Annotated in this window: 21 protein-coding genes; 9 read left to right on the top strand and 12 right to left on the bottom strand. The window is 69.8% G+C overall.

Features of this window, described 5'->3' with window-relative positions; genetic code table 11:
• Positions 1 to 10 precede the first annotated feature (10 nt).
• Positions 11 to 745 (top strand): response regulator transcription factor, encoded by a 735-nt coding sequence (locus tag ITJ66_RS12090; protein ID WP_194644663.1) that lies wholly within the window; start codon positions 11 to 13, stop codon positions 743 to 745.
• A gap of 27 nt (positions 746 to 772) precedes the next feature.
• On the opposite strand, the gene ITJ66_RS12085 is transcribed toward ITJ66_RS12090, so the two are convergent.
• Positions 773 to 3217, bottom strand: coding sequence for an ATP-dependent DNA ligase (locus ITJ66_RS12085; protein ID WP_194644662.1), 2445 nt, complete (start codon positions 3215 to 3217; stop codon positions 773 to 775).
• A gap of 111 nt (positions 3218 to 3328) precedes the next feature.
• Between ITJ66_RS12085 and ITJ66_RS12080 the strand changes: the two genes are divergently transcribed.
• From ITJ66_RS12080 to ITJ66_RS12070, 3 genes are all read left to right on the top strand, one after another.
• Positions 3329 to 4309: a Ku protein gene (locus ITJ66_RS12080; protein ID WP_194600471.1), complete on the top strand. Its 981-nt coding sequence runs from the start codon at positions 3329 to 3331 to the stop codon at positions 4307 to 4309.
• Positions 4310 to 4341: 32 nt separating this feature from the next.
• The gene (locus ITJ66_RS12075; protein WP_370582633.1) at positions 4342 to 4824 is read left to right on the top strand and encodes a VOC family protein; all 483 of its coding nucleotides are present in this window, start codon (positions 4342 to 4344) and stop codon (positions 4822 to 4824) included.
• 91 nt (positions 4825 to 4915) lie between these two features.
• On the top strand, positions 4916 to 7099 hold the full coding sequence (locus tag ITJ66_RS12070) for an ATP-dependent DNA helicase RecQ (protein ID WP_137241600.1): 2184 nt from the start codon (positions 4916 to 4918) through the stop codon (positions 7097 to 7099).
• Positions 7100 to 7106: 7 nt separating this feature from the next.
• On the opposite strand, the gene ITJ66_RS12065 is transcribed toward ITJ66_RS12070, so the two are convergent.
• The 7 genes from ITJ66_RS12065 to ITJ66_RS12035 all read right to left on the bottom strand — a co-directional run bounded on the left by ITJ66_RS12065 (position 7107) and on the right by ITJ66_RS12035 (position 14531).
• Positions 7107 to 8609, bottom strand: a complete 1503-nt coding sequence (locus ITJ66_RS12065; protein WP_370582632.1) for an MFS transporter — start codon at positions 8607 to 8609, stop codon at positions 7107 to 7109.
• 115 nt (positions 8610 to 8724) lie between these two features.
• The gene (locus ITJ66_RS12060) at positions 8725 to 9507 is read right to left on the bottom strand and encodes an ABC transporter ATP-binding protein (protein WP_194644661.1); all 783 of its coding nucleotides are present in this window, start codon (positions 9505 to 9507) and stop codon (positions 8725 to 8727) included.
• Positions 9504 to 10325 carry an ABC transporter ATP-binding protein gene (locus ITJ66_RS12055; RefSeq protein WP_194644660.1) on the bottom strand — a complete coding sequence of 274 codons (822 nt, stop codon included), beginning with the start codon at positions 10323 to 10325 and terminating at the stop codon, positions 9504 to 9506. Before ITJ66_RS12055 ends, ITJ66_RS12060 begins: the two co-directional genes overlap by 4 nt.
• On the bottom strand, positions 10322 to 11188 hold the full coding sequence (locus ITJ66_RS12050; protein WP_137241603.1) for an ABC transporter permease: 867 nt from the start codon (positions 11186 to 11188) through the stop codon (positions 10322 to 10324). Before ITJ66_RS12050 ends, ITJ66_RS12055 begins: the two co-directional genes overlap by 4 nt.
• Positions 11185 to 12153 carry an ABC transporter permease gene (locus ITJ66_RS12045; protein WP_079706032.1) on the bottom strand — a complete coding sequence of 323 codons (969 nt, stop codon included), beginning with the start codon at positions 12151 to 12153 and terminating at the stop codon, positions 11185 to 11187. Before ITJ66_RS12045 ends, ITJ66_RS12050 begins: the two co-directional genes overlap by 4 nt.
• Before the next feature lie 62 nt (positions 12154 to 12215).
• Positions 12216 to 13709 carry an ABC transporter substrate-binding protein gene (locus ITJ66_RS12040; RefSeq protein ID WP_193555812.1) on the bottom strand — a complete coding sequence of 498 codons (1494 nt, stop codon included), beginning with the start codon at positions 13707 to 13709 and terminating at the stop codon, positions 12216 to 12218.
• A gap of 57 nt (positions 13710 to 13766) precedes the next feature.
• Complete coding sequence (locus tag ITJ66_RS12035; protein WP_194644659.1) at positions 13767 to 14531, bottom strand: DUF1684 domain-containing protein; 765 nt, start codon at positions 14529 to 14531, stop codon at positions 13767 to 13769.
• 150 nt (positions 14532 to 14681) lie between these two features.
• On the opposite strand from ITJ66_RS12035, the gene ITJ66_RS12030 reads away from it, so the two are divergent.
• Positions 14682 to 15146 (top strand): N-acetyltransferase, encoded by a 465-nt coding sequence (locus tag ITJ66_RS12030; RefSeq protein WP_085510980.1) that lies wholly within the window; start codon positions 14682 to 14684, stop codon positions 15144 to 15146.
• Here the strand turns inward: ITJ66_RS12030 and ITJ66_RS12025 are convergent.
• From ITJ66_RS12025 to ITJ66_RS12015, 3 genes are all read right to left on the bottom strand, one after another.
• Positions 15143 to 15889, bottom strand: coding sequence for a GTP pyrophosphokinase family protein (locus ITJ66_RS12025; protein ID WP_082916274.1), 747 nt, complete (start codon positions 15887 to 15889; stop codon positions 15143 to 15145). The genes ITJ66_RS12030 and ITJ66_RS12025 overlap by 4 nt on opposite strands.
• 111 nt (positions 15890 to 16000) lie before the next feature.
• Positions 16001 to 16456, bottom strand: coding sequence for a VanZ family protein (locus ITJ66_RS12020; protein ID WP_192017897.1), 456 nt, complete (start codon positions 16454 to 16456; stop codon positions 16001 to 16003).
• Between the two features lie 97 nt (positions 16457 to 16553).
• Positions 16554 to 16925, bottom strand: a complete 372-nt coding sequence (locus tag ITJ66_RS12015; protein ID WP_137241606.1) for an RNA-binding S4 domain-containing protein — start codon at positions 16923 to 16925, stop codon at positions 16554 to 16556.
• Positions 16926 to 16963: 38 nt separating this feature from the next.
• On the opposite strand from ITJ66_RS12015, the gene ITJ66_RS12010 reads away from it, so the two are divergent.
• From ITJ66_RS12010 to ITJ66_RS11995, 4 genes are all read left to right on the top strand, one after another.
• Positions 16964 to 17662 carry a CDP-alcohol phosphatidyltransferase family protein gene (locus ITJ66_RS12010; protein ID WP_192017898.1) on the top strand — a complete coding sequence of 233 codons (699 nt, stop codon included), beginning with the start codon at positions 16964 to 16966 and terminating at the stop codon, positions 17660 to 17662.
• 100 nt (positions 17663 to 17762) lie between these two features.
• Positions 17763 to 18176 carry an FHA domain-containing protein gene (locus ITJ66_RS12005; RefSeq protein WP_162530320.1) on the top strand — a complete coding sequence of 138 codons (414 nt, stop codon included), beginning with the start codon at positions 17763 to 17765 and terminating at the stop codon, positions 18174 to 18176.
• Positions 18176 to 18880, top strand: a complete 705-nt coding sequence (locus tag ITJ66_RS12000) for a MerR family transcriptional regulator (RefSeq protein ID WP_137241608.1) — start codon at positions 18176 to 18178, stop codon at positions 18878 to 18880. The genes ITJ66_RS12005 and ITJ66_RS12000 overlap by 1 nt, the downstream gene beginning before the upstream one ends.
• Before the next feature lie 202 nt (positions 18881 to 19082).
• Positions 19083 to 19631 (top strand): MerR family transcriptional regulator, encoded by a 549-nt coding sequence (locus tag ITJ66_RS11995; protein WP_064297014.1) that lies wholly within the window; start codon positions 19083 to 19085, stop codon positions 19629 to 19631.
• Between the two features lie 237 nt (positions 19632 to 19868).
• Here the strand turns inward: ITJ66_RS11995 and ITJ66_RS11990 are convergent, their stop codons facing one another.
• Positions 19869 to 20735 carry a ParA family protein gene (locus ITJ66_RS11990; protein WP_194644841.1) on the bottom strand — a complete coding sequence of 289 codons (867 nt, stop codon included), beginning with the start codon at positions 20733 to 20735 and terminating at the stop codon, positions 19869 to 19871.
• Positions 20736 to 20780 lie beyond the last annotated feature (45 nt).

The following is a 20780-nucleotide window of genomic DNA, read 5'->3' as shown; positions in this document are numbered from 1 at the left end:
TACTCGGAACATGCACCACCAGTCGCACTCCGATATCTCGCCCGCCGCGCTGTCCACGGTCGGTGGTGCGACGACGGACGCCGCGACCACCAGGCCGCTGCGTGTCGGCGTGATCGAGGATCAACCGCTGCTCGGCGGCATGCTCGCCGAGCTGCTCGACGGGGCGCCAGGCGTGGAGTTCGTCGGGCGTGCCGGTACGGTCGCCGAGGCCCGCAGGCTGTTCCTCCCGGGAACGGTGGACGTGCTGACCATGGACATCGAGCTCCCCGACGGCAACGGGGTGAGCCTCGGCGTCTCCCTCCGCCGGGCGCAACCCGGCCTCGGTGTCGTCCTGCTGTCCGCCTACGACCTCATGGACATGCTGCTCGAGATGCCGGCCGACGTCCGCGACGGGTGGAGCTACCTGTCGAAGACCTCGTCACTCACGCGCGAGATCCTGCTCGAGGCCATCCGGGTCTCCGCTCGTGGCGAGACGATGCTCGATCCCGAACTCATCGACCGGACCCGGCCCAGAGCTGGGTCGAGTCTCGAGTCGCTCACCGATCGGCAGTACGCCGTGCTGCAGCTGCTCGCGACCGGTCGTTCGAACACGGGGATCGCGACCAGGCTCGGGATCGCGGAGAAGTCCGTCCAGAACCACCTCACGGCGATCTACGCGGCGCTCGGGATCGAGCACGACACCTCGAGCAACCCGCGGGTCTCGGCCGTCCTCGCCCTCCTCGCCGAATCCGGCCGCTTGTCCTGACAGGACGTCCGCGGTCGATGCGCGGGCTCAGCGTCCGCGGTCCGGCGCTTCGAGGTCGTCCACCGTCCGATCGGGGCGCCATCCGCGCCAGACCGGATGCCTGAACCGCCCGTCCGGTGTCCACTCGCTGAAGCGGACCTCCCCGATGAGGACCGGTTCCACCCAGTTGGCGTCGGCCGCATCGGCCGGTGGGACACCCACGAGTGTCGTCGACGCCCGACCCAGCCGTTCGAAGCGGAGCGCGGTCGCCGCCAACTCCCGGTCGCTGAAACCGCTTCCGACCCGACCCGCGTAGTGCAGCAGTCCGTCCGAGCCCGGCACCCCGAGCAGGAGTGACCCGATCCCACCCGAGCGCCCGCCCCGACCGGGACGCCAGCCGGCCACGACGACCTCCTCCATGCGTTCGTGCTTGAACTTGACCCAGGTGCTGCTGCGTCGACCCGGCCGGTAGCGGCCGTCGAGCTCCTTCGCCATCACGCCCTCCAACCGCAACCCGCGACTCACCTCGAGCGCATCGTCGAGCGAGCCGTCGATCGTCGGTGGCACCTGGACGACGGTCCCGGATTCGATCGTCCGCCCGAGCAGCTCGCGACGCTCCCGGTACGGCAGCTCCGTCCGATCCGTGTCGTCCAGCGCGAGCAGGTCGAACAGCAGCAGCCGGACCGGCGTCCGACGGCGCTCCCGTTCGACGTCCCGCTCCGCGGTGAGCTGCATCCGACGCTGCAGCAGCGAGAAGTCGGGACGGCCGTCAGGTCCCGACGCCACGATCTCGCCGTCGAGGACGACCGCACGGCCGGCGAGCGACGCCGCGAGCTCCTCGACCACCTCCGGGTACGCCCCCGTGAGGTCCTTGCCGTTCCGGCTCGACAACCGCACCCGCCCCGTCGAGCCGTCGACGCTCGCGATCGCGCGGATGCCGTCCCACTTCATCTCGAACGCCCAGGAACCGTCGTCGACCAGCTCGCCGGGTGTCGCGACACTCGCGAGCATGGGGGTGGGGGTCCCACGAGGCCGTGCGACCGGCGGAGCCGGCGGGTCACCCGGGGCGCGCATCCGGTGGATGAGCCACGACGGCGCCTCCCGTCCCGTCCCGCCCGCGGTCCGGATGAGTGCGAACCGCATCGGCCCGCCGAGCGCGCCTCCCGCCCGGCCGTGCAGGGTCCCGATGACCTCGTCGTCGCGCCACTTCTCCAGCTCGTAGGTGCCCGCGTCCCAGATGGTCACCTCACCGGCCCCGTACTGCCCGGCGGGGATCGTGCCCTCGAAACTGCCGTACTCGATGGGGTGGTCCTCCGTGCGCACCGCCAGATGGTTGCTGCTCGGATCCGTCGGCACCCCCTTCGGCAGGGCCCACGACACCAGCACGCCGTCGTGCTCGAGTCGGAAGTCATGATGGAGTTTCCGGGCCTCGTGTCGCTGGATCACGAACGAGGGCGGTGTCCCGGCAGTGGGAGGCGCCGGCGGTCCGTCCGGGACGGGCTCGGGCGTCCGCTCCGCATCCCGCTTCCGCCGGTACTCCACCAGCCGGTCCTCGTGCTCCGACGGGCGGATCGTGATCGACGGACGCGGGTCGCCGAGCACCCGCAACGGGTCCTCACCGTCCGCCAGACGCTCGAGCACCGCAGGGAACTCCAGCTGCGCCAGCCCCGGATCGTCGAGCTCCTCCCACCGGCGAGGAGCCGCCACCGTCGGCCGCGACCGACCCCGCAGCGAGAACGGCGCGATCGTCGTCTTCGACCCGTTGTTCTGACTCCAGTCGACGAAGACCTTCCCCGTCCGTCGCTGCTTCGACATCTCGCTCACCACGAGGCCCGGCTCGTCCGCGGCCAGCGCCCGCGCGAGCTCATGCGCCACGAGCGACACCTCCTCGGAACTCTGCCGACCGTCCAACGCCGCGTACAGGTGGATCCCCTTGCTCCCACTCGTGAGCGGAACCGGATCCAACCCCATGTCCACCAACACCGCCCGCGCCAGGCCCGCGACCCCCGCGCACTCGGAGAGGGACACCCCCTCACCCGGATCGAGGTCGAGGACGAGACGGTCGGGCGGACGGCGCTCGCCGGATCGGCCGAACCGCCACTGCGGCACGTGCAGCTCGAGCGCACCCAGCTGCGCCAGCCACGTGAGTGTCGCGAGATCGTCGACGATCGGGTACTCGTTCGTGTGATCGCTGTGCTCGATGGGGAGCCGCTGGACCCAGTCGGGAGCCGAGGAGCCCAGGTCCTTCTGGAAGAACCCCGACTCCGGCGACGCAGCCGTCCCGACGCCGTGCACCCAGCGTTTCCTGGTCACCGGCCGATCGGCCAGGTGCGGGAGGAGGTGTTCGGCGACCGCGGCGTAGTAGGCGAGGACCTCGGCCTTCGTCGTGCCGGTCTCGGGGTACAGCACCTTGTCGAGATGGGTGAGCTGGATCCGGCGTCCGTCGACGTCGACCCACTGCGTCTGCGCGCCGCCACCGCTCGTCCTCGCCATGGCGATCAGCCTGCCGCCCACGGGCGTCAAGGGCTAGCCCTTGACGATGTTCCGGGTGTCTACTGGTCACCACGACAGCGCGGGCGGATCCGCCGGCGGACGGGAGCGGTCATGCGCGCGATCTGGAAGGGTGCGGTCACCTTCGGCCTGGTGAACGTCCCGGTGAAGGTGTACAGCGCCACGGAGGACCACGACCTCTCGTTGCACCAGGTCCACGACGCCGACGGCGGGCGCATCCGGTATCAGCGCAAGTGCGAGGTCTGCGGCAAGGTCGTCACCTACGACCACATCGACAAGGCGTACCAGGACGGCGAGCAGACGGTGGTCCTCACCGCCGACGACCTGGCATCGCTCCCCGAGGAACGCAGCCGCGAGATCGAGGTCGTCGAGTTCGTGCCGAGCGACGACCTCGACCCGATCATGTTCGACCGCAGCTACTTCCTCGAACCGGACTCCTCCTCGTCCAAGGCCTACGTCCTCCTCCGGCGGACGCTCGAGGAGACCGACCGCACGGCCATCGTGCGGTTCGCCCTCCGCCAGAAGACGCGTCTCGGCGCCCTCCGGGTGCGCGAGGACGTCATCCTCCTGCAGACACTGCTCTGGGAGGACGAGGTCCGCGAGGTGCGGTTCCCGGCCCTCGAGGAACGCGTCCGCATCTCCGCCAAGGAACTCGAGATGTCGGAGGCGCTCGTCGAGTCCTTCTCGTCCCGCTTCCGCCCGGACGCGTTCGTCGACGAATACCAGGCACAACTCCGGAAGCTCATCGACGCGAAACTCGAGCAGGGCGACGCCCTCGACACCGCCGCCACCTTCGGCGAGCAGCCCGAACCCGACGACGACACGGGCGCCGAGCCGATCGACCTCATGGAGGTGCTGCAACGCAGCATCGAACGGCAGCGCGGCACGACCGGCGCGAAGACGGCGAGTGGAGCGAAACGGTCCGGCACCGCCAAGCCCGCCGCGACGAGCAGCTCGGCGAAGACCGGTACCGCGAAGACGGGCACCGCCAAGACGAGTGGCGCGAAGACCGCTACCGCCAAGACCGCGGCGTCGAAGCCGTCGACCGCGACGAAACGCAAGAAGAGCGCCTGAGCGACGACGCCCGGGCTGAGAGGGAGCACGACATGATGGAGCACCGCATCACCCCGTTCCTCTGGTACGACTCGCAAGCCGAGGAGGCGGCGACCTTCTACGTGTCACTGTTCCCCGACTCCCGGATCACCTCGGTGAGCCGCTACCCGGAGGGCGGACCCATGCCGGCGGGCCAGGCGATGGTCGTCGAGTTCGAGCTCGAAGGACTGCCCGTCAGCGCGATGAACGCCGGGCCCATCTTCTCATTCACCGAGGCGTTCTCCTTCTCCGTCAGAGCCGACACCCAGGACGAGATCGACCGGCTCTGGGACGCCCTGATCGCCGACGGCGGTGCCCCGAGCCAATGCGGCTGGCTCAAGGACCGCTGGGGACTGTCCTGGCAGATCGTGCCCGGCATCCTCGCCGAACTGCAGAACGACCCCGACCGGGAACGCGCGGCGCGAGCCATGCAATGCATGATGGGGCAGACCAAGTTCGTCATCGCCGAACTCGTCGCCGCTGCGGACGGTCGGTAGCGGCTCCTCCACAACCGACCAGCCGACGGCACACCGCCCCTCCGAGACGCCGGCGCAGTCCACCGTCAGCAGCTCCTGACAGACTTGCCGCATGTCCCACCCCAGCGCGCCCACCCCCGCCCACCCCGAACCGACCCCCACCGGATCGGTCGCCGAGGCGACGGCGGCGCTCGCCGCACTCACGGGCGTTCCGGGGGCCACGTTCCACGACGGTCAACTCGAGGCGATCCTCGCGCTCGTCGACGAACATCGTCGTGCGCTCGTCGTCCAGCGCACCGGTTGGGGCAAGTCCGCCGTCTACTTCATCGCGACCGCCCTTCTGCGCCGACGGGGCGCCGGGCCGACGCTGTTGGTCTCGCCGTTGCTCGCGCTCATGCGCGACCAGGTGGCGGCCGCCGAGCGCGCCGGCGTGCGCGCGGTGGCGATCAACTCGGCGAACGCGCACGAATGGGACGACGTCCGGGCGCGCCTGGAGGCCGACGAGGTCGACGTCCTACTCGTGTCACCCGAGCGGCTCAACAATCCACGCTTCCGCGATGAACAGCTCCCGACCCTCGTGGCCCGGACGGGCATGCTGGTGGTGGACGAGGCGCACTGCATCTCCGACTGGGGACACGACTTCCGACCCGACTACCGGCGGCTCGCCGAACTGATCGGACGCCTCCCGGCCGAGGTCCCGGTCCTGGCGACCACCGCGACGGCCAACGCACGCGTCGTCCGCGACATCGCCGAGCAGCTCACCGCACCCGGCGCCGCAGGCTCCCACGGAGCCGAGGTGCTCACCATCCGTGGCTCGCTCGCGAGGGCGTCCCTCCGGCTCGGCGTGCTCCGGCTGCCGGAGTCACGGGACCGCCTCACCTGGCTGCTCAGCCACCTCGGCGGGCTCACCGGGTCCGGCATCATCTACACGCTCACGGTGTCCGCCGCAGAGGACACCGCGCGGCTGCTGCGCGAGGCCGGTCACGAGGTCCGGGCCTATACGGGCCGGACCGATCCCGACGAACGCGAAGAGTCCGAGCGGCTCCTCAAGGAGAACCGCCTGAAGGCGCTGGTCGCGACGAGCGCGCTCGGCATGGGGTTCGACAAACCGGACCTCGGGTTCGTCGTACATCTCGGCGCTCCGTCCTCGCCGGTCGCGTACTACCAGCAGGTCGGTCGCGCCGGCCGCGCCACCGAGCACGCAGACGTCCTGCTCCTGCCCGGAGCGGAGGACGAGGAGATCTGGCAGTACTTCGCGACCGCGTCGATGCCGGACGAAGCGCGGGCCACCGCGGTCCTCGACGCACTCGACAGCCAGCCGCGGTCCACGCCCGCGCTCGAGGCGCTCGTCAACCTGCGCCGCACACCCCTCGAACTGCTCCTCAAGGTGCTCGACGTCGACGGCGCGGTCCAGCGGGTGGCCGGGGGATGGGTGTCGACCGGCCAGCCGTGGGTCTACGACCGGGAGCGGTACCGGCGGATCGCCGAGGCCAGGGTGGCGGAGCAACAGGCGATGCTGGCCTACGAGCGCGGCGACGAGTGCCGGATGCTCGTGCTGCAACGTGAGCTCGACGACGCGAGCGCGGTGCCCTGTGGCCGATGCGACCGGTGCGCCGGGCCGTGGTTCCCCACCGAACTCGACAGCGCCGCGGCCGTCTCCGCTTCGGAGGCACTCGGTCGGGTCGGCGTCGAGCTCGAACCGCGGGCGCAGTGGCCCACGGGAGCCGACCGCCTCGGCGTCACCGCGGACGGCGCAGCGGTGAAGGGGCGCATCGCGCTCGACGACCGCCTCGAACCCGGGCGCGCGCTCGCTCGGCTCACCGACCTCGGCTGGGGCGGTGTCCTCCGTGAACTCTTCGCCGCGGGCGCACCCGATGCTCCCGCCTCCCGTGCCGTCATCGACGCGAGCGTCCGCGTCCTGGCGGATTGGCCGTGGGCGCAACGACCGGCCGCCGTGGTCAGTGTGCCGTCACGGTCGCGTCCGCAGCTCGTCGACTCCGTGGCGAGGGGCATCGCGTCGCTCGGGCGACTGCCCTACCTCGCGGAGCTCGACCTCGTCGGCGACGGCCCGCGCGGTGGTCCGGGCGGCAACAGCGCCTACCGCCTGGCCGGCGTCTGGGACGCCTTCACCGTCGGATCCGAACTCCGGGCGCAGCTCGCAGCGTTGGAGGGCGCACCGGTCCTGCTCGTCGACGACCGCGCCGACAGTCGGTGGACGCTCACCGTCGCCGGTCGCGCGCTCCGCCGCGCCGGGTCCGGCCCGGTCCTCCCGTTCGCACTCGGGATCGTGGGCTGATCGCCCGTCAGCCCTCGTGGAGGCTGGAGCGGGTGTCCTTGGCCAGGTGCCGCGGCAGCAGGATCGTGCAGACGAGTCCGACGACGGCTGCTGCAGCGCAGATCGCGAAGCTCAGGCGGAAGGCGTCCGCACTGGGTGTCGTGACAGCGCCGTCGGTGACGACCTGTGAGGCCAGGATGGCGCCGATCACCGCACTCGCGATCGTGGAACCGAGCGTCCGCATGACGGAGTTGAGTCCGTTGGAGGCCGCCGTCTCGCTGGGTGGGACGGCACCCATGATGAGCGTCGGCATGGCTGCGTAGGCGAACCCCACCCCGAAGCCGACCGCGGTGGCCGTGAGCACGGTGTGCCAGACCTCGGTCATGAGTCCGATCGCGATCGCGTAGCCGACCGCGATGATCGCGATGCCGATCAGCAGGCTCAACCGGGCGCCCTTGGCCGCCGTCAGTCGAGCGGCGACCGGCGACATCGCCCACATGATGAGACCGCTGGGCATGAGGCAGAGGCTCGCGATGAGCATGTTCTGCCCGAGACCGACCCCGGTGCCGACCGGCGCCTCGAGGATGCCCGGGAGGACGACCGTGCTGCCGAAGAAGGCGAAACCGACCGTGATGGATGCGAGGTTCGTGAAGAGCACCGTCCGTCTGGCGGCGATCCGCAGGTCGACGAGCGGACTGGCGGACCGTACCTCGAACCATCCCCAGAGCAGGAGCACGACGACGCCGCCGATCAAGCAGCTGAGGGTCCCGACGCTCGTCCAACCCCACTCGTTGCCCTTCGAGACGGCGAGGAGGATGGGGACGAGGCCGGCGGCGAGACCGATCGCGCCGATCCAGTCGAAACCGCCTTCGCTCCGGAGGGTGCTCACCGGGACGAAACGCGCGACGAGGACGAAGCCGATGAGGCCGAGGGCACCCGCGACCCAGAACAGCACATGCCAGTCCAGGTACTGCGAGATCACCGCGGAGATCGGCAGACCGACGGCACCACCGATGCCGAGCGTGGCACTCACAAGCGCGACCGCGGGGCCGAGGCGCTTCGCGTGGAGCACGTCGCGCAGGATGCTGATGCCGAGCGGGATCACGCCCATCGCCATCCCCTGGAGGGCCCTGGCGACGATGAGCGGGACGATCGTGGACGAGAAGGCGGCGAGCACCGAACCGGCCATCATGATCCCGAGCAGGACGAGCACCATCCGTCGTTTACCGTACAGGTCGCCGAGCCGACCGGCGATCGGGGTCGCGACCGCGGCCGACAGGAGCGTCGCCGTCACGACCCACATGCTGTCGGAGGCGTGTACGCCGAGGATCGTCGGGAGCGACGGCACGAGTGGGGTGACGAGCGTCATCATGAACGCCGCGACGAGACCGGTGAAGGCGAGGCTCGTGACGACCGCGCGCTCCGGAAGCGGCTTGCGGAGAGCCGCCCGCTCCTCGTCGCTGAGCCAGGGACGCTCGGCCCCAGGCTGGTCCTCGTCGTGGTCGTCGGGCTGCGCTGAATCCTGCGTCACGGGTCCTGTTCCTGTGGAGAGTCGATGCGGCCGAGGCCACTCGGAGTCGAACACCGTCCGTCGGTGCGGTATTCCCGGCTCGGCCGGGCCGATGTCGTCCGGCCTCGTCGTCGACTCAGCGCGGGAGGCGGGGGATCGCCGCGATGAGCTGCTTCGTGTAGGCCTCGGCGGGATCGTGGAGGATCTGCGCGGTGGCGCCGGCCTCGACGACCTGCCCGTGTCGGAGCACCATCGTGCGTTCACACAGCGCTGCCACCGTGCCGAGGTCGTGCGAGACCATGACGAGCGCCAGACCGTTCGAGGCCCGCAGCTCGGCGAGGAGCTCGATGATCTGGATCCGGGTGCTCATGTCGAGGGCACTGACGGGCTCGTCGGCGAGGAGGAGCCGGGGGTTCGGGACGATCGCGCGGGCGATGGCGATCCGCTGCCGCTGGCCGCCCGAGAACTCGTGCGGGAACCGCGACGCCGCGTCGGCGGGCAGTCCCACCGCCTCGAGCGCCTCGGACGCGCGGACGGTCGCCTGCTCGGTGGTCGCCAATCGGAGGGATCGCAACGGTTCGGCCACGATGCGCCCGATGCGCTGCCGCGGATCCAGCGAGGAGTACGGATCCTGGAAGACGGCCTGCACCGATGCGCGGAACCGACGGACCCGCGTCCGGTCGCGGGGGTCCAGAGCGCCACCGTCGAACCGGACCGAGCCCGTGGTCGGCCGGTCGAGGCCGAGCAGCAGCCGGAGGAGAGTGCTCTTGCCGGCGCCGGACTGACCGACGATCCCGACGGCCTCTCCTGCGCCGACGGCCAGCGACACGTCGTCCAGGGCCTCCTGACCGCCGCGGTATCGGAAACCGACCGCGTCCAGCTCGAGGATCGGCGTCGCCGTGATCGGTGCATCGGTCATCGTGGGTCCTCCAGCGCGTCGTCGAGCGCGCGTGCGCTGGCGACCAGACGACGGGTGTCCTCGTGCTTCGGTGCCGTCAGCACCTGCGCCACCGGGCCGCGCTCGACGGCGCGACCCTCGCTCAGCACGACCACCTCGTCGACCATGGCCGACACGACGGCGAGGTCGTGACTGATGAACAGGAGCGCCATGCCGCGTTCCCGGACGAGACGGTCGATGAGCGCGAGCACCTCCGCCTGGACGGTCACGTCGAGGGCCGTCGTCGGCTCGTCCGCGATGAGGAGCTGCGGGCGACCGGCGAGCGCGATGGCGATCGCGATGCGCTGCCGCTGCCCGCCGGACAGCTCATGGGGGTAGGAGGCGGCGATGCGCGCGGTGTCGGTGAGGGACACCTCGACGAGGGCCGCTTCGACGGCCTCCTTGAGCCGTTCGCCCCGGAGTCCCAGATGGCGACGCAGGGGCTCGGCGAGCTGGGCGCCGACCCGCATGAGCGGGTCGAGTGCGGTCAGCGGCTCCTGGAAGACGAGTCCGGCCACCCGACCGCGGAGCGGCCGCAGCGCGCGGTCCGGGGCACCGATCACCTGGGTGCCGGCCAGTTCGACGCTGCCGCTCGCGCTCAGCTGGTCGCCGAGCAGCCCGATCACCGCGAGGGAGGTCAAGGACTTCCCAGACCCGGAACCGCCGATGAGGCCGAGGCGACCCCCGGCGGCGATGGTCAGGTCCAGCCCGTCGAGGAGCGGCCGGTCAGCGCCGTCGGGAGCACCGCGCCGGATGCCCCGGGTGATGGTCAGGCCGGAGATGTTGAGGAGATCACTCATGCGCCGCGCCTCCTCGTCGGATCGCCGAGGTCCCGCAGGCCGTCCGCGATGAAGTTCACGCCCACCACGAGCATCACCACGGCGACACCCGGAGCGATCGCACCGATCGGTGCCGTCGTGACGGTGGCTTGGGCCTCCTGCAGCAGGCGTCCCCAGGAGGCGTTCGGCGGTGGCGCGCCGAGGCCGAGGTACGACAGGCTCGCTTCGGCGAGGACGGCGATGCCGAACTGCAGCGCGAGGTTCACGCTCAGGGTGGGCCAGATGTTCGGGAGCACGTGCTGGCCGATGACACCGGCCCAGCTCGTCCCGGCGGTCCTGGCTGCCACCACGTACTGCTCGCTGAGGACCCGCTTCGTGAGGATGCGGGTCAGGCGGGCCACGATGGCCGACATGGCGAGTCCGATCGCGATGATCGCGGTGCCGAGTGACGCGCCCTGTGCGGCCACGATGAGCATGGCGAGCAGGAGCACCGGGAAGGCGATCACGACGTCGAGCGCGGCGGAGATCGTGTCGTCCAGCCAGGCCGACGCGAAGGCCGCGGCGAGTCCCACGGCGATGCCGATGACCGCCCCGACCGCGACGGCCCCGGCGCCGGTCGCGAGCGCGATGCGCGCGCCGATCATGAGCTGGGTCATGAGGTCGCGACCGAGCTTGTCCGTACCGAGCCAGTGGGTGCCGCTCGGCCCCTCGAGGCGACCGCCGGAGGTGTCCGTGGGGGCGAAGGGCAACCACACGAGCGAGACGGCCGCCAGGACGGCGATGACGCCGACGAGGACGAGTCCGACGGTCAGCGTCGCGGACCGGGCGCGGCGCCGCACGGGGCGCCGGTCGGCGAGCGCGGTCTGGGCGTCGACGGCGCTCATCGGAGCCCGTTCCCCGAGATCGAGGTGCGCAGACGCGGATCGATGAGCCGCTGCGCGATGTCGGCGACGAAGCCCGTCAGGAGGACGACGAGGGTCGAGACGAGGAGGATGCCCTGGATGTTCGGGTAGTCGTGCTGCTGGATCGCCGTCAGGAGCATCGACCCGAGGCCGGGCAGGCTGAAGACGCTCTCGACCACGACGGCTCCGAGGAAGGTGGTGGCGAGCTCGATGCCGAGGATCGCCACGACGGGCACCGCGGCGTTCCGGGCGCCGTGTCGGAGCAGGGCCTCGCCGAAGCCGGCTCCCTGCGCCCGTGCGGAGCGCAGATAGTCGCTCCCGACCACGTCGAGCGTGGCGGAGCGGACGTATCGGGTGATCGACGCACTCATGACGATGGCGATGGTGATGACCGGGAGGGCGAGGCTCGTGAGCGCCGCGGCAGGATCGGCCCAGTCGTCGCGCGGGAAGCCACCGGACGGGAACAGGCGGAGCGTCACCGCGAACACGCTGACGAGCAGGATGCCGACCCAGAACACCGGAACGGCGATCCCGAGCTGCGAGAGGCCGGACAACGCGATGCCGTACCAGCGGTCGGCCCGGAGGGCGGACACGACACCGGCCACGAGGGCGAGCACCACGGCGAGGAGGAACGCGAGGAGCGTCAGCGGCACGGTGACCTGGAGGCGCGACGCGATCTCGGGCCCGACCGGGAGCGAGCTCACGAACGAGGAACCGAGGTCGAGGGTGAGGACGCCGCCGAACCAGGCGGCGAACTGCTCGCCGAGCGGCCGGTCGGCTCCCACCTGCTCGCGCGCCGCGTCGATCTGCTCCTGCGTGGCGTTCACCGAGAGCAGGGCGTTCGACGGGTCGCCCGGCAGCAGCCGGAGCAGCACGAACAGCACGGTCATGGCGACGAGGAACGACACCACGAGGAACGCGGATCGGCGCAGCAGGTAAGCGAGCATGGTGGACCTCAGCGTAGCGAGGCCCGGGCCGACCGGGCGGTGCCGGTCGGCCCGGGCGACGACTACTTGCGGACGATGTCCGCCACGAAGAACTGCGAGTTCAGGCCGTTGACGCCGTACCCCGAGACGTCGCTCGCGGCGACGACGATCTGCGGGTAGAGGTAGAGCCACACGCTCGCCGCGTCCTCGGCGATCTGCTCGTTGACGAGCTTCAGCTTCGCCGTCTGCTCCTCGGTGGTCGTCGCCTGCTCGGCCTCCGACACCCACTGGGTCACCTCGGGGTTGTCGTAGCCCCAGTAGAAGTCCGGGTTGCCGTACCAGACGACGTCGCGGTCGTTCACGTGCTCCTGGAGGGTCGCCTGGAAGTCACGTTCCTTGAACACCTTCGAGTACCACTCGTCCGCGCTGATCGTGTTGATCTCGACCGTGATGCCGACCTTCGCGAGTTCGCTCTGGAGGAACTCGGCGACGGCCGGGTGCGGGTCGTAGCTCGGGGTGTCGAGGGTGAAGGTGAAGCCGTCGGCGAAGCCCGCTTCGGCGAGCTGCTGCTTGGCGAGCTCGGGGTCGTACGGGTTCACCTGCGTGAGGTCCTCGTACCAGGGGTCCGTCGGCGGGACCATCGATCCGATGAGCGTGCCGTAGTCGCCCCAGATGGACGAGAGCAGCTTCTTGGTGTCGATCGCGGAGTACACGGCCTTGCGGACGAGCGCCTGGTCGAACGGGGCGACCCGGTCGTTGAAGGCGAGCAGCTCCTTCGTCGTGGAGTCGCCGTCGGAGACGACGTAGTCCGCGTTGTCGGTGAACTGGCTCAGCTGGTCGGGGCTCTGCACGCTCGTGATGATGTCGATCTGCTTCGTGACGAGCGCATTGCTGAGCGCGGTCGCGTCGGTGAAGTAGGTGAAGACCACCTCCGCGTTCTTAGCGGGCTCACCCCAGTAGTCGTCCCAGCGCTCGAGGCTCAGGGTGCTGCCGCGCTTCCAGTCGCCGAGCGTGTACGGACCCGTGCCGTCCTCGGTGGTCTTGAGGTCCTTCGCCGCGTCGTTGACGATCCAGACGTAGCTCAGGTTGTAGATGAAGGAGATGGAGCGCTCGGAGAGGGTGATCACGACCGTCTTGTCGTCGGGGGTCGCGATGTCGGAGATCACCGCGAAGCTGCTCTTCCGCGCCGACTGCGAGTCCTCGGCGGTCACGGCTTCGATGCTCGACTTCACGTCCGCCGAGGTGAGCGGGTCGCCGGAGTGGAAGGTGACGCCGTCCTTGAGGGTGAACGTGTACGTCAGGCCGTCGTCGCTCACCGTGCTGTCGGCGGCGAGCACCGGCTCGACCTCGCCGTCGTCCGTGAGGCGGTACAGGCCCTCGTACACGTTGCCGGTGAAGGCCTCCGTGACGCCCTGGCCGCCGCCGCCGGTGTTGCTGAGGTTCTGCGGCTCGTAGAGCGAGCCGATGGCGATGGTCGCGTCGTCGCCCGTCGCCGAACTGCCACCACCACCGGCGCAGCCGGCGAGGGCGACGGCGGCGGCGACGGACAGGGCGACGAGCCCGATGGTTCTCTTCACGGATACTCCTGTGGTGTGGGTGTGATGATGCTGGTGCAGGCTGTGGGGTGCTGGGGGTCAGACGGCGTAGAGGTCGAAGCCCTCGCGGAGCCGGACGATCCGTTCCCCGGCGAGGACGTCTCCGGTGAACCGGTTCTGCGGCGGCGGCATCGGACAGTTGTACTGCACGGAGAAGCCGCAGGGCGGTACGAACGCGCGGTTGAAGTCGAGGACGACCTCGCCCGCCGTACCGAAGCCGCCGTCGTCGGTCCGCTGCACGAACAGGAACCGGCCGGCGCCGTAGGTGCCCGACTCGTCGTCGCGGCCGTTCGTCGCGTCGCCGAACACGAGGAGGAGCGTGCCGCCGTCGTCGAAGGCGCTCATCGTGTACTCGACGCCGTCCCGCGTGAACACGATGTCGCCGGGGACGACGAGCTCCCGTGATCCGCCGTTGTCGCGGATGTGCTCGAAGGGCACGGTCCGCGAGCCGTCGACCGGCGTGAACCGCGCCGTCTGGACCCAGGCGGGGTCGTACGGGAACACCTCGATGCCGTCGAACGCGCGGATGGCGGGTGCGTTCGCGTCCCATCGGCGGATGCCGACCTCGTTCTGGCCGGTGTCGAGGTGGGTGCGGCGGAGCGTCGTCACCGTGACGCCGCTCGGCTGCTCGGCGGCGATGCCCGCTGCGGCCTCGTCGACGGTGGCCGGCGTCTCCTCCGGGAGCCACCGTGTCTCGACGAGGGCGAGGTTGCCGAGCGGCGCGGTCACGGCGGCTCGACGCTCGTCGCGCCAGGCATCGTGCTCGGCGATCGCGTTCGGCTGCGGCGCGGTGTGGATCGGCATGTCTCGATTCTCCGGATGACGACGGGCGGGTCCCAATCGTGTGTCCTTCGGAGTCCAGCTCGTTTCGGGCGGGAACTATTCCCGAGCCCGGCGACGACCCTGCGCGGGACGGCGAGCGACGGGGTCGCGACGTTCTGGGAGGATGTCCTCATGAACGCCACGCTCGTCCGCATGCCCGCCGATCGACTGCGGGGGTGGATGCTCGCCGCGAACGCGCAGTACCGCCTCGAACGCATCGAGGCGGGGGAGACCGAGGCAGAGGCGACGGCGAAGGCGGCGCAGTCCCTCGCCGAGACGTTCCCGGCCGGCCGGCTCCAGGTCGGACACCTCGTCTTCGAGGTGGTCCTCGACGAAGCCGCGGTCGGCGTGCTCTGGATCGGACCGCGGAGCACGAGCCACCCGGACGAGTGGTGGATCTGGGACGTGGAGATCGACGAGTCGTTCCGCGGGCGTGGGCTCGGCCGGCAGGCCATGCAGCTCGCCGAGACGGCGGCCAAGGAGCAGGGCGCGAAGACGCTCGGGCTGAACGTCTTCGGGTTCAACCGGATCGCGCGCGGCCTGTACGAATCGCTCGGCTACGAGACGATGGCCGTGCAGATGCGCAAGGCGCTCTAACGCGGGTCCAGCCCGTCGATCAGCTCGGTCATGACCCGGTCGGCGAGTGACGGAGGCTTCGGGTGCCCGTCGGCGGTGGTCCGCGAGGTCGTCGCCCGGTCGAGCGCGAGGACCTCGCCGTGGAGGTGCTCCATCTTCGCGTCGAGCCTCGAGGCCGCCTCGGCTGCGTGCTTGAGCTCGGCGAGCAGGCTGTCCGGCACGGCCTTGTCGTACTTGTAGTAGATCTTGTGTTCGAGGCTCGCCCAGAAGTCCATGGCGATCGTCCGGAACTGGATCTCGACGGGCACCTGCACGACGCCGTCGGACATGAACACCGGAACCTCGACGATCACGTGGAGGCTCTGGTACCCGTTCGGCTTCGGGTTCGCGATGTAGTCCTTGACCTTCACCACGGTGATGTCCTGCTGGCTCGTCAGGAGTTCGAACACCTTGTACGTGTCGGAGATGAAGCTGCAGGTGACGCGGATACCGGCGATGTCCGTGATGTGTTCGCGGATGTCGTCGATGTCCTGCCCGTACTGCTTGCGTTCGATCTTGCCGATGATGCTCTCCGGCGACTTCAACCGCGAGCTGATGTGCTCGATCGGGTTGTAGTCGTGGATCTGCGTGAACTCCTCCTTGAGGATGTTGAGCTTCGTGGTGATCTCGTCGATGCCGAACTTGTACAGCATCATGAACCGCGTGAACTCGTCCTTGAGGCGCTTCAGCTCCTCGAGGTTGTCCGACGACGTTGGTCCGGTCATGGGCGTGCGCTCCAGCTCTATCTCCGACGGGCCGACGGCCCGCTCGCACTCTACTGAAGCGGCCTTGGAACGCCTCTCAGCCTCCTGTGAATCAGGACCGTGCCGGGCCGTTCAATGCTGCAGGGCCGCGCGGCGACGTGACGAGGCCTGGAGCCGGCGGGCGCGCCCGGCGGTCAGCATCAGGCCGAGGACGACCCCGGCGACGGCACCCGACGTGTTCGCGAGGAGGTCGCGGGGATCGCTCACGCGTCCGGGGATCGCGAGCTGCGCGGCCTCGATGCCGACCGTCAGCGTGGCCGCGACGAGGATGGCGAGCCACCAGCGCCGCCGTCCGAGCAGGAGCAGGAAGAAGACGCCGATCGGGACGAACATGGCGATGTTCGCTCCGAACTCCAGACGCTCGTAGGTGACCCACGCCGTCGACTCCCACCGGGCGAGGATGTCGACGAGTCGGTACACGAGGGACTCGGTCCGGCCGTCGAAGGGCCGTGGGCCGAGGGTGATGGCCGCCACGAGCGCGAGGTACACCACGGTGAGGGTGCTGAGCACGGGATGGCGGCGGAACATCGGCCCAGCATGCCCGAGCCACCTTGGCGGCGCTTGAGTGTTCCCTGGACGGGGACGATGCGTCGCCGATGAGGCCGGGAGGGTCGTCAGCTGCGCGTCAGCGCCCCCGCAACCGCTCGATGTCGCGACGTTCACGCTTCGTCGGTCGACCGGCGCCGCGGTCTCGGACGGCCACGACCTGCCGTTCCGCCGGCGTCGGCAGCGGGGGAGAGCGGTCGATGAGGCACTCCGCCGCGACGTCCGCGCCGACCCGTTTCGCGATGAGGCGTCGGACCTCGACGATCCGGTCGAAGCCCGCCACGCGGAGCCGGACCTCGTCGCCGATCCTGACGGGTTGTGCCGGCTTCGCCCGATCGCCGTTGACCCGGACGTGGCCGGCTCGACAGGCTGTCGCGCCGGCCGAGCGGGTCTTCGTCAGCCGGACCGCCCAGATCCATGCGTCGACGCGTACGCTCGACGGGCTGTCCATCCTCCGATGGTAGAGCAGCCCATCGGTAGACTCGACCCGTGACTGACGGGGCGGGGCGCGGGGCTCGACGGACCGGTGAAGACCGCGTCGTCACCCTCCCCAACGCGCTCAGCGTCTTCCGGATCCTCCTCGTCCCGGTCTTCCTGGTCCTCCTCGTGCAGGGGCAGGACCTCTGGGCCCTCGCGACGCTCGCGTTCTCCGGCGTCACCGACCTGCTCGACGGGTGGATCGCGCGACGGTTCGACCAGATGACGAAGCTCGGTCGACAACTCGATCCGGCCGCCGATCGCCTCTACATCCTCGCGGCGTTGATCGGTCTCGCGGCCCGCGGACTCATCCCGTGGTGGTTGCTCATCGTCGTCTTCGCCCGCGACCTGCTGCTCGTCGGGCTCGCCGTCGTCCTCCACCGGTCGGGTACGGGCGTGCTGCCCGTCATCCGCGTGGGGAAGTGGGGCACGGCACTCCTCTTCATCGGACTCCCGGTCCTCATGCTCGGTCAGGCGTTCCCCGCCGTCGCGATGATCGCGACGCCGCTCGGTTGGGTGTCGGTGATCGCCGGAGCGACGCTCTACTGGTGGGCCGGCATCCTCTACCTGCTGCAGACCGTCCGCATCTCGGGGGATGCCCGTTCGAAGCAGCGGGAACGGGCCGGATCCGGCGGATCACCCTCGACCGGGCGGCTCGACAGTGACGCCACATCGGATACGCTTGACGGAGAGGAGGTCGACGGTGGCTGAGCACGATGAGAAGTATCCCGCGACCGGGGCGTACACGCCGGGAGCCGTCGACGACGGTGCCCCGACGAGCGGCTCGGGCGATCGGGAAGTCGACACGACACTGACCTTCGGTGAAGACCTCGGAGCGGCCCTCGCGGCGATCGACTCCGACGTCACCGCTGAGGAGCACGAGGCGATCGCGGCCCTGCCGTCCGGCTCCGCGCTGTTGATCGTCCGTCGTGGTCCGAACGCCGGTGCGCGGTTCCTCCTCGACGCCGACGTCACCACCGTCGGACGTCACCCCGAGGCCGACATCTTCCTCGACGACGTCACGGTGTCGCGTCGGCACACCGAGTTCCACCGTCACGGGACCGCGTTCGAGATCCGCGACCTCAACTCCCTGAACGGCACGTACTTCGACGGCGTCCGCATCGACAAGGCGATCCTGCGCGACGCCGCCGAGGTGCAGATCGGCAAGTTCCGCCTCACCTTCTACGCGTCGCGGATCGACCTCGCCTCCCAGCTGGGAAGCTAGTGGCGGCAGCCAGCGCGAACGCGCGAAGCGACGGCGCTCCGCTGCTGAGCATCGGGCAGGTCCTCGCACGCCTCACTCCGGAGTTCCCCGAGCTGAGCAATTCGAAGCTCCGGTTCCTCGAGGAGCAGGGGCTGGTGTCCCCGGCGCGGACGAAGTCCGGCTACCGGAAGTTCTCGAGCGAGGACCTCGAACGCCTGCGATTGATCCTGTCCATGCAGCGCGACCACTACTTCCCCCTCAAGGTCATCCGCACCTACCTCGTCGAGGTCGACGCTGGGCGGTCGCCGCTGTTCCCGGGCAGCGGGCAAGCGGCCGGCGCGCCATCGATCCATCCCGGGGTCCGCAGGTTCTCCCGGAACGAACTGATCCGTGAAGCCGGCGCCACCCCGATGCTGTTCAACGACGCCGTGAGCGCGTCGCTCATCCTGCCCGCCGAGAATTACGGCGAGGACGTCGCGTCCCTTCTGCGGATCCTCGTGGAGCTGCAGCGCTCCGGCATCGAACCCCGGCACCTCCGCGGGTTCCGCGCCTCGATCGAGCGCGAGGTCGGGCTCATCGAGAGTGCGTTGAGCGCCGTTGCCAAGCGGAACGACGCCGCCGGCCGGGCACGTACCGCCGACCGGGCGCTGGAGATCGCCGCACAGCTCGAGGGCGTGCGGTCGAACCTCGTCCGCTCGGCACTCGAGCGACACCAATCCTCCTGATCGACCTCCCAGGGCGTAGACTGCCCTCATCCATCACGGCCAGGTCACAGTTCGATCACTCGTCACGACACGCCGCCCGTTTCGAACGGATGTCGCAGCGTTGACCGGGGCGGATCGGTAGCGTGGTGGGAGTGGTCAAGTCGGCTCGACGCCCCCGTCGAGACCGTACCGACCGTGCAGCGAACATCGAGGAGAAGCAGACATGAGTGAACTCAGTCGCGACGGGGCGTCACGGTACGGTGACCTCGGGCTGCTGTTCACCGACGGGCTTCCGGAACTCGAAGAGGGCCAGGGCTACCGCGGAGCGGTCGCCGCCCGTGCAGCCGGAATCAGCTACCGCCAGCTCGACTACTGGGCCCGGACGGGTCTGGTCGAGCCGACCGTGCGCGGTGCATCCGGATCCGGAACGCAGCGTCTCTACGGTTTCCGCGACATCCTCGTCCTGAAGCTCGTCAAGCGCCTGCTCGACACGGGCATCTCCCTGCAGCAGATTCGTACGGCGGTCGACCAGCTCCGCGAAGCGGGCATCGTCGACCTCGCCCAGACCACGCTCATGAGCGACGGCGCGAGTGTCTACCTCTGCACCTCCAATGACGAGGTCATCGACCTCGTCAGCCGCGGACAGGGCGTCTTCGGCATCGCCGTCGGCAAGGTGCTGCGCGAGGTGGAGTCGACGCTCATCGAGTTCGACGCACAGTCGGCCGACCCCATGGACGAGCTCGCAGCACGTCGCTCCGCTCGGAGCGCCTGACCCGAGCCGAAGGCGCCGGTCCCTGAGCCTGTCGAAGGGCCGCTCCCTGAGATTGTCGAAGGGCTCACCGACGCGCGCCACACGTTCCCTCAGCGCAGATCCCTGGTACTTGGTGCTCCTGCCGGTCCTTGGAGCTCCTGCCCGTCCCTGAGCGCTCCTGCCGGTCCCTGAACCTGTCGAAGGGCGACCCGAGCGAGCGCCTGGTCCGTGAGCCGACTGAACGGTCTCGCCGCGACCTCAGCTGTCGGTGGAGGGCGCCTCGACGACAGTGGGACTGATGACGACAGCCGGCTCCGGGGGAGCGCCGTCGGCGTACTCGCCGACGCGGCCCGTGCGCAGCACGCGGTCGAGGAGCGAATCGAAGTTCTTCGCCATCTCCTGTGCCGTGTCACCAGGCCACACGTGGACAGGTTTGGCGGCACCCTGAGCCTGCTGGAGGGACGTGCGCTCCAACAGCTGCGGGTTGAGGATGAGGGGACCGAACATGTCGCGCAGTTCCTTGATGCGGAACTGGTGCTCCATCGACTGCGGACGCACCCGGTTGACGATGATGCCGAGCGGCTGCAGCCGGGGGCTCAGCCCACGACGGATCTCCTCGACGGCGCGGAGCGCGCGGTCGGCTGCGGAGACCGAGAACAGGCCCGGCTCCGTGACGACGGCGACGCGGTCGCTCGCCGCCCAGGCGGTGCGGGTGAGTGCGTTGAGCGAGGGCGCGCTGTCGATCAGGACGAGGTCGTACTCCTCCTCGACGTGCGCGAGCGCCTCTTCCAGGCGCCAGATGTCGCGGATGCTGGGGTGCGGGCCGTCGAAGTTGATCGCAGACGGGCTGCCGATCATGACGTCCATCTTGCCCGGGTGGATCTTCGTCCAGCCGCTCGCCACGATCGCCTGCTCGACGATCTTCTTCTTCGGCGAGGTCAGCACATCCGTCACCGTGAGGTGCCCTGCGACGTCGACGGCCATGCCGGTCGAGACGTCGGATTGGGGGTCGAGATCCACGACCAGCGTGCGGATGTCCTTCGAGAACGCGGCGGAAGCCAGGCCAAGGGTGACGGTGGTCTTGCCGACGCCCCCCTTCAGGGAGCTAACGCTGAGTACATGCACAAGGCTCAACGTTACCGTGACTAGGCTAGGGAATCTCAACGTTTG

Source organism: Plantibacter sp. VKM Ac-2885 (assembly GCF_015351205.1).
Classification (GTDB): domain Bacteria; phylum Actinomycetota; class Actinomycetes; order Actinomycetales; family Microbacteriaceae; genus Plantibacter; species Plantibacter auratus.
Note: the sequence above shows the minus strand (reverse complement) of the source record. Positions and strands in the feature narration are given on the sequence as shown.

What these genes read in the sequence shown, in the direction of transcription:
- ITJ66_RS12090 (WP_194644663.1), top strand. Translation starts at nt 11, where the DNA reads ATGCACCACCAGTCGCACTCCGATATCTCGCCCGCCGCGCTGTCCACG.
- ITJ66_RS11995 (WP_064297014.1), top strand. Translation starts at nt 19,083, where the DNA reads ATGAGTGAACTCAGTCGCGACGGGGCGTCACGGTACGGTGACCTCGGG.
- ITJ66_RS12050 (WP_137241603.1), bottom strand. Translation starts at nt 11,188, where the DNA reads ATGAGCGCCGTCGACGCCCAGACCGCGCTCGCCGACCGGCGCCCCGTG.
- ITJ66_RS12060 (WP_194644661.1), bottom strand. Translation starts at nt 9,507, where the DNA reads ATGACCGATGCACCGATCACGGCGACGCCGATCCTCGAGCTGGACGCG.
- ITJ66_RS12025 (WP_082916274.1), bottom strand. Translation starts at nt 15,889, where the DNA reads ATGACCGGACCAACGTCGTCGGACAACCTCGAGGAGCTGAAGCGCCTC.
- ITJ66_RS12020 (WP_192017897.1), bottom strand. Translation starts at nt 16,456, where the DNA reads ATGTTCCGCCGCCATCCCGTGCTCAGCACCCTCACCGTGGTGTACCTC.
- ITJ66_RS12080 (WP_194600471.1), top strand. Translation starts at nt 3,329, where the DNA reads ATGCGCGCGATCTGGAAGGGTGCGGTCACCTTCGGCCTGGTGAACGTC.
- ITJ66_RS12055 (WP_194644660.1), bottom strand. Translation starts at nt 10,325, where the DNA reads ATGAGTGATCTCCTCAACATCTCCGGCCTGACCATCACCCGGGGCATC.
- ITJ66_RS12085 (WP_194644662.1), bottom strand. Translation starts at nt 3,217, where the DNA reads ATGGCGAGGACGAGCGGTGGCGGCGCGCAGACGCAGTGGGTCGACGTC.
- ITJ66_RS12070 (WP_137241600.1), top strand. Translation starts at nt 4,916, where the DNA reads ATGTCCCACCCCAGCGCGCCCACCCCCGCCCACCCCGAACCGACCCCC.
- ITJ66_RS12075 (WP_370582633.1), top strand. Translation starts at nt 4,342, where the DNA reads ATGATGGAGCACCGCATCACCCCGTTCCTCTGGTACGACTCGCAAGCC.
- ITJ66_RS12045 (WP_079706032.1), bottom strand. Translation starts at nt 12,153, where the DNA reads ATGCTCGCTTACCTGCTGCGCCGATCCGCGTTCCTCGTGGTGTCGTTC.
- ITJ66_RS12015 (WP_137241606.1), bottom strand. Translation starts at nt 16,925, where the DNA reads ATGGACAGCCCGTCGAGCGTACGCGTCGACGCATGGATCTGGGCGGTC.
- ITJ66_RS12035 (WP_194644659.1), bottom strand. Translation starts at nt 14,531, where the DNA reads ATGCCGATCCACACCGCGCCGCAGCCGAACGCGATCGCCGAGCACGAT.
- ITJ66_RS12030 (WP_085510980.1), top strand. Translation starts at nt 14,682, where the DNA reads ATGAACGCCACGCTCGTCCGCATGCCCGCCGATCGACTGCGGGGGTGG.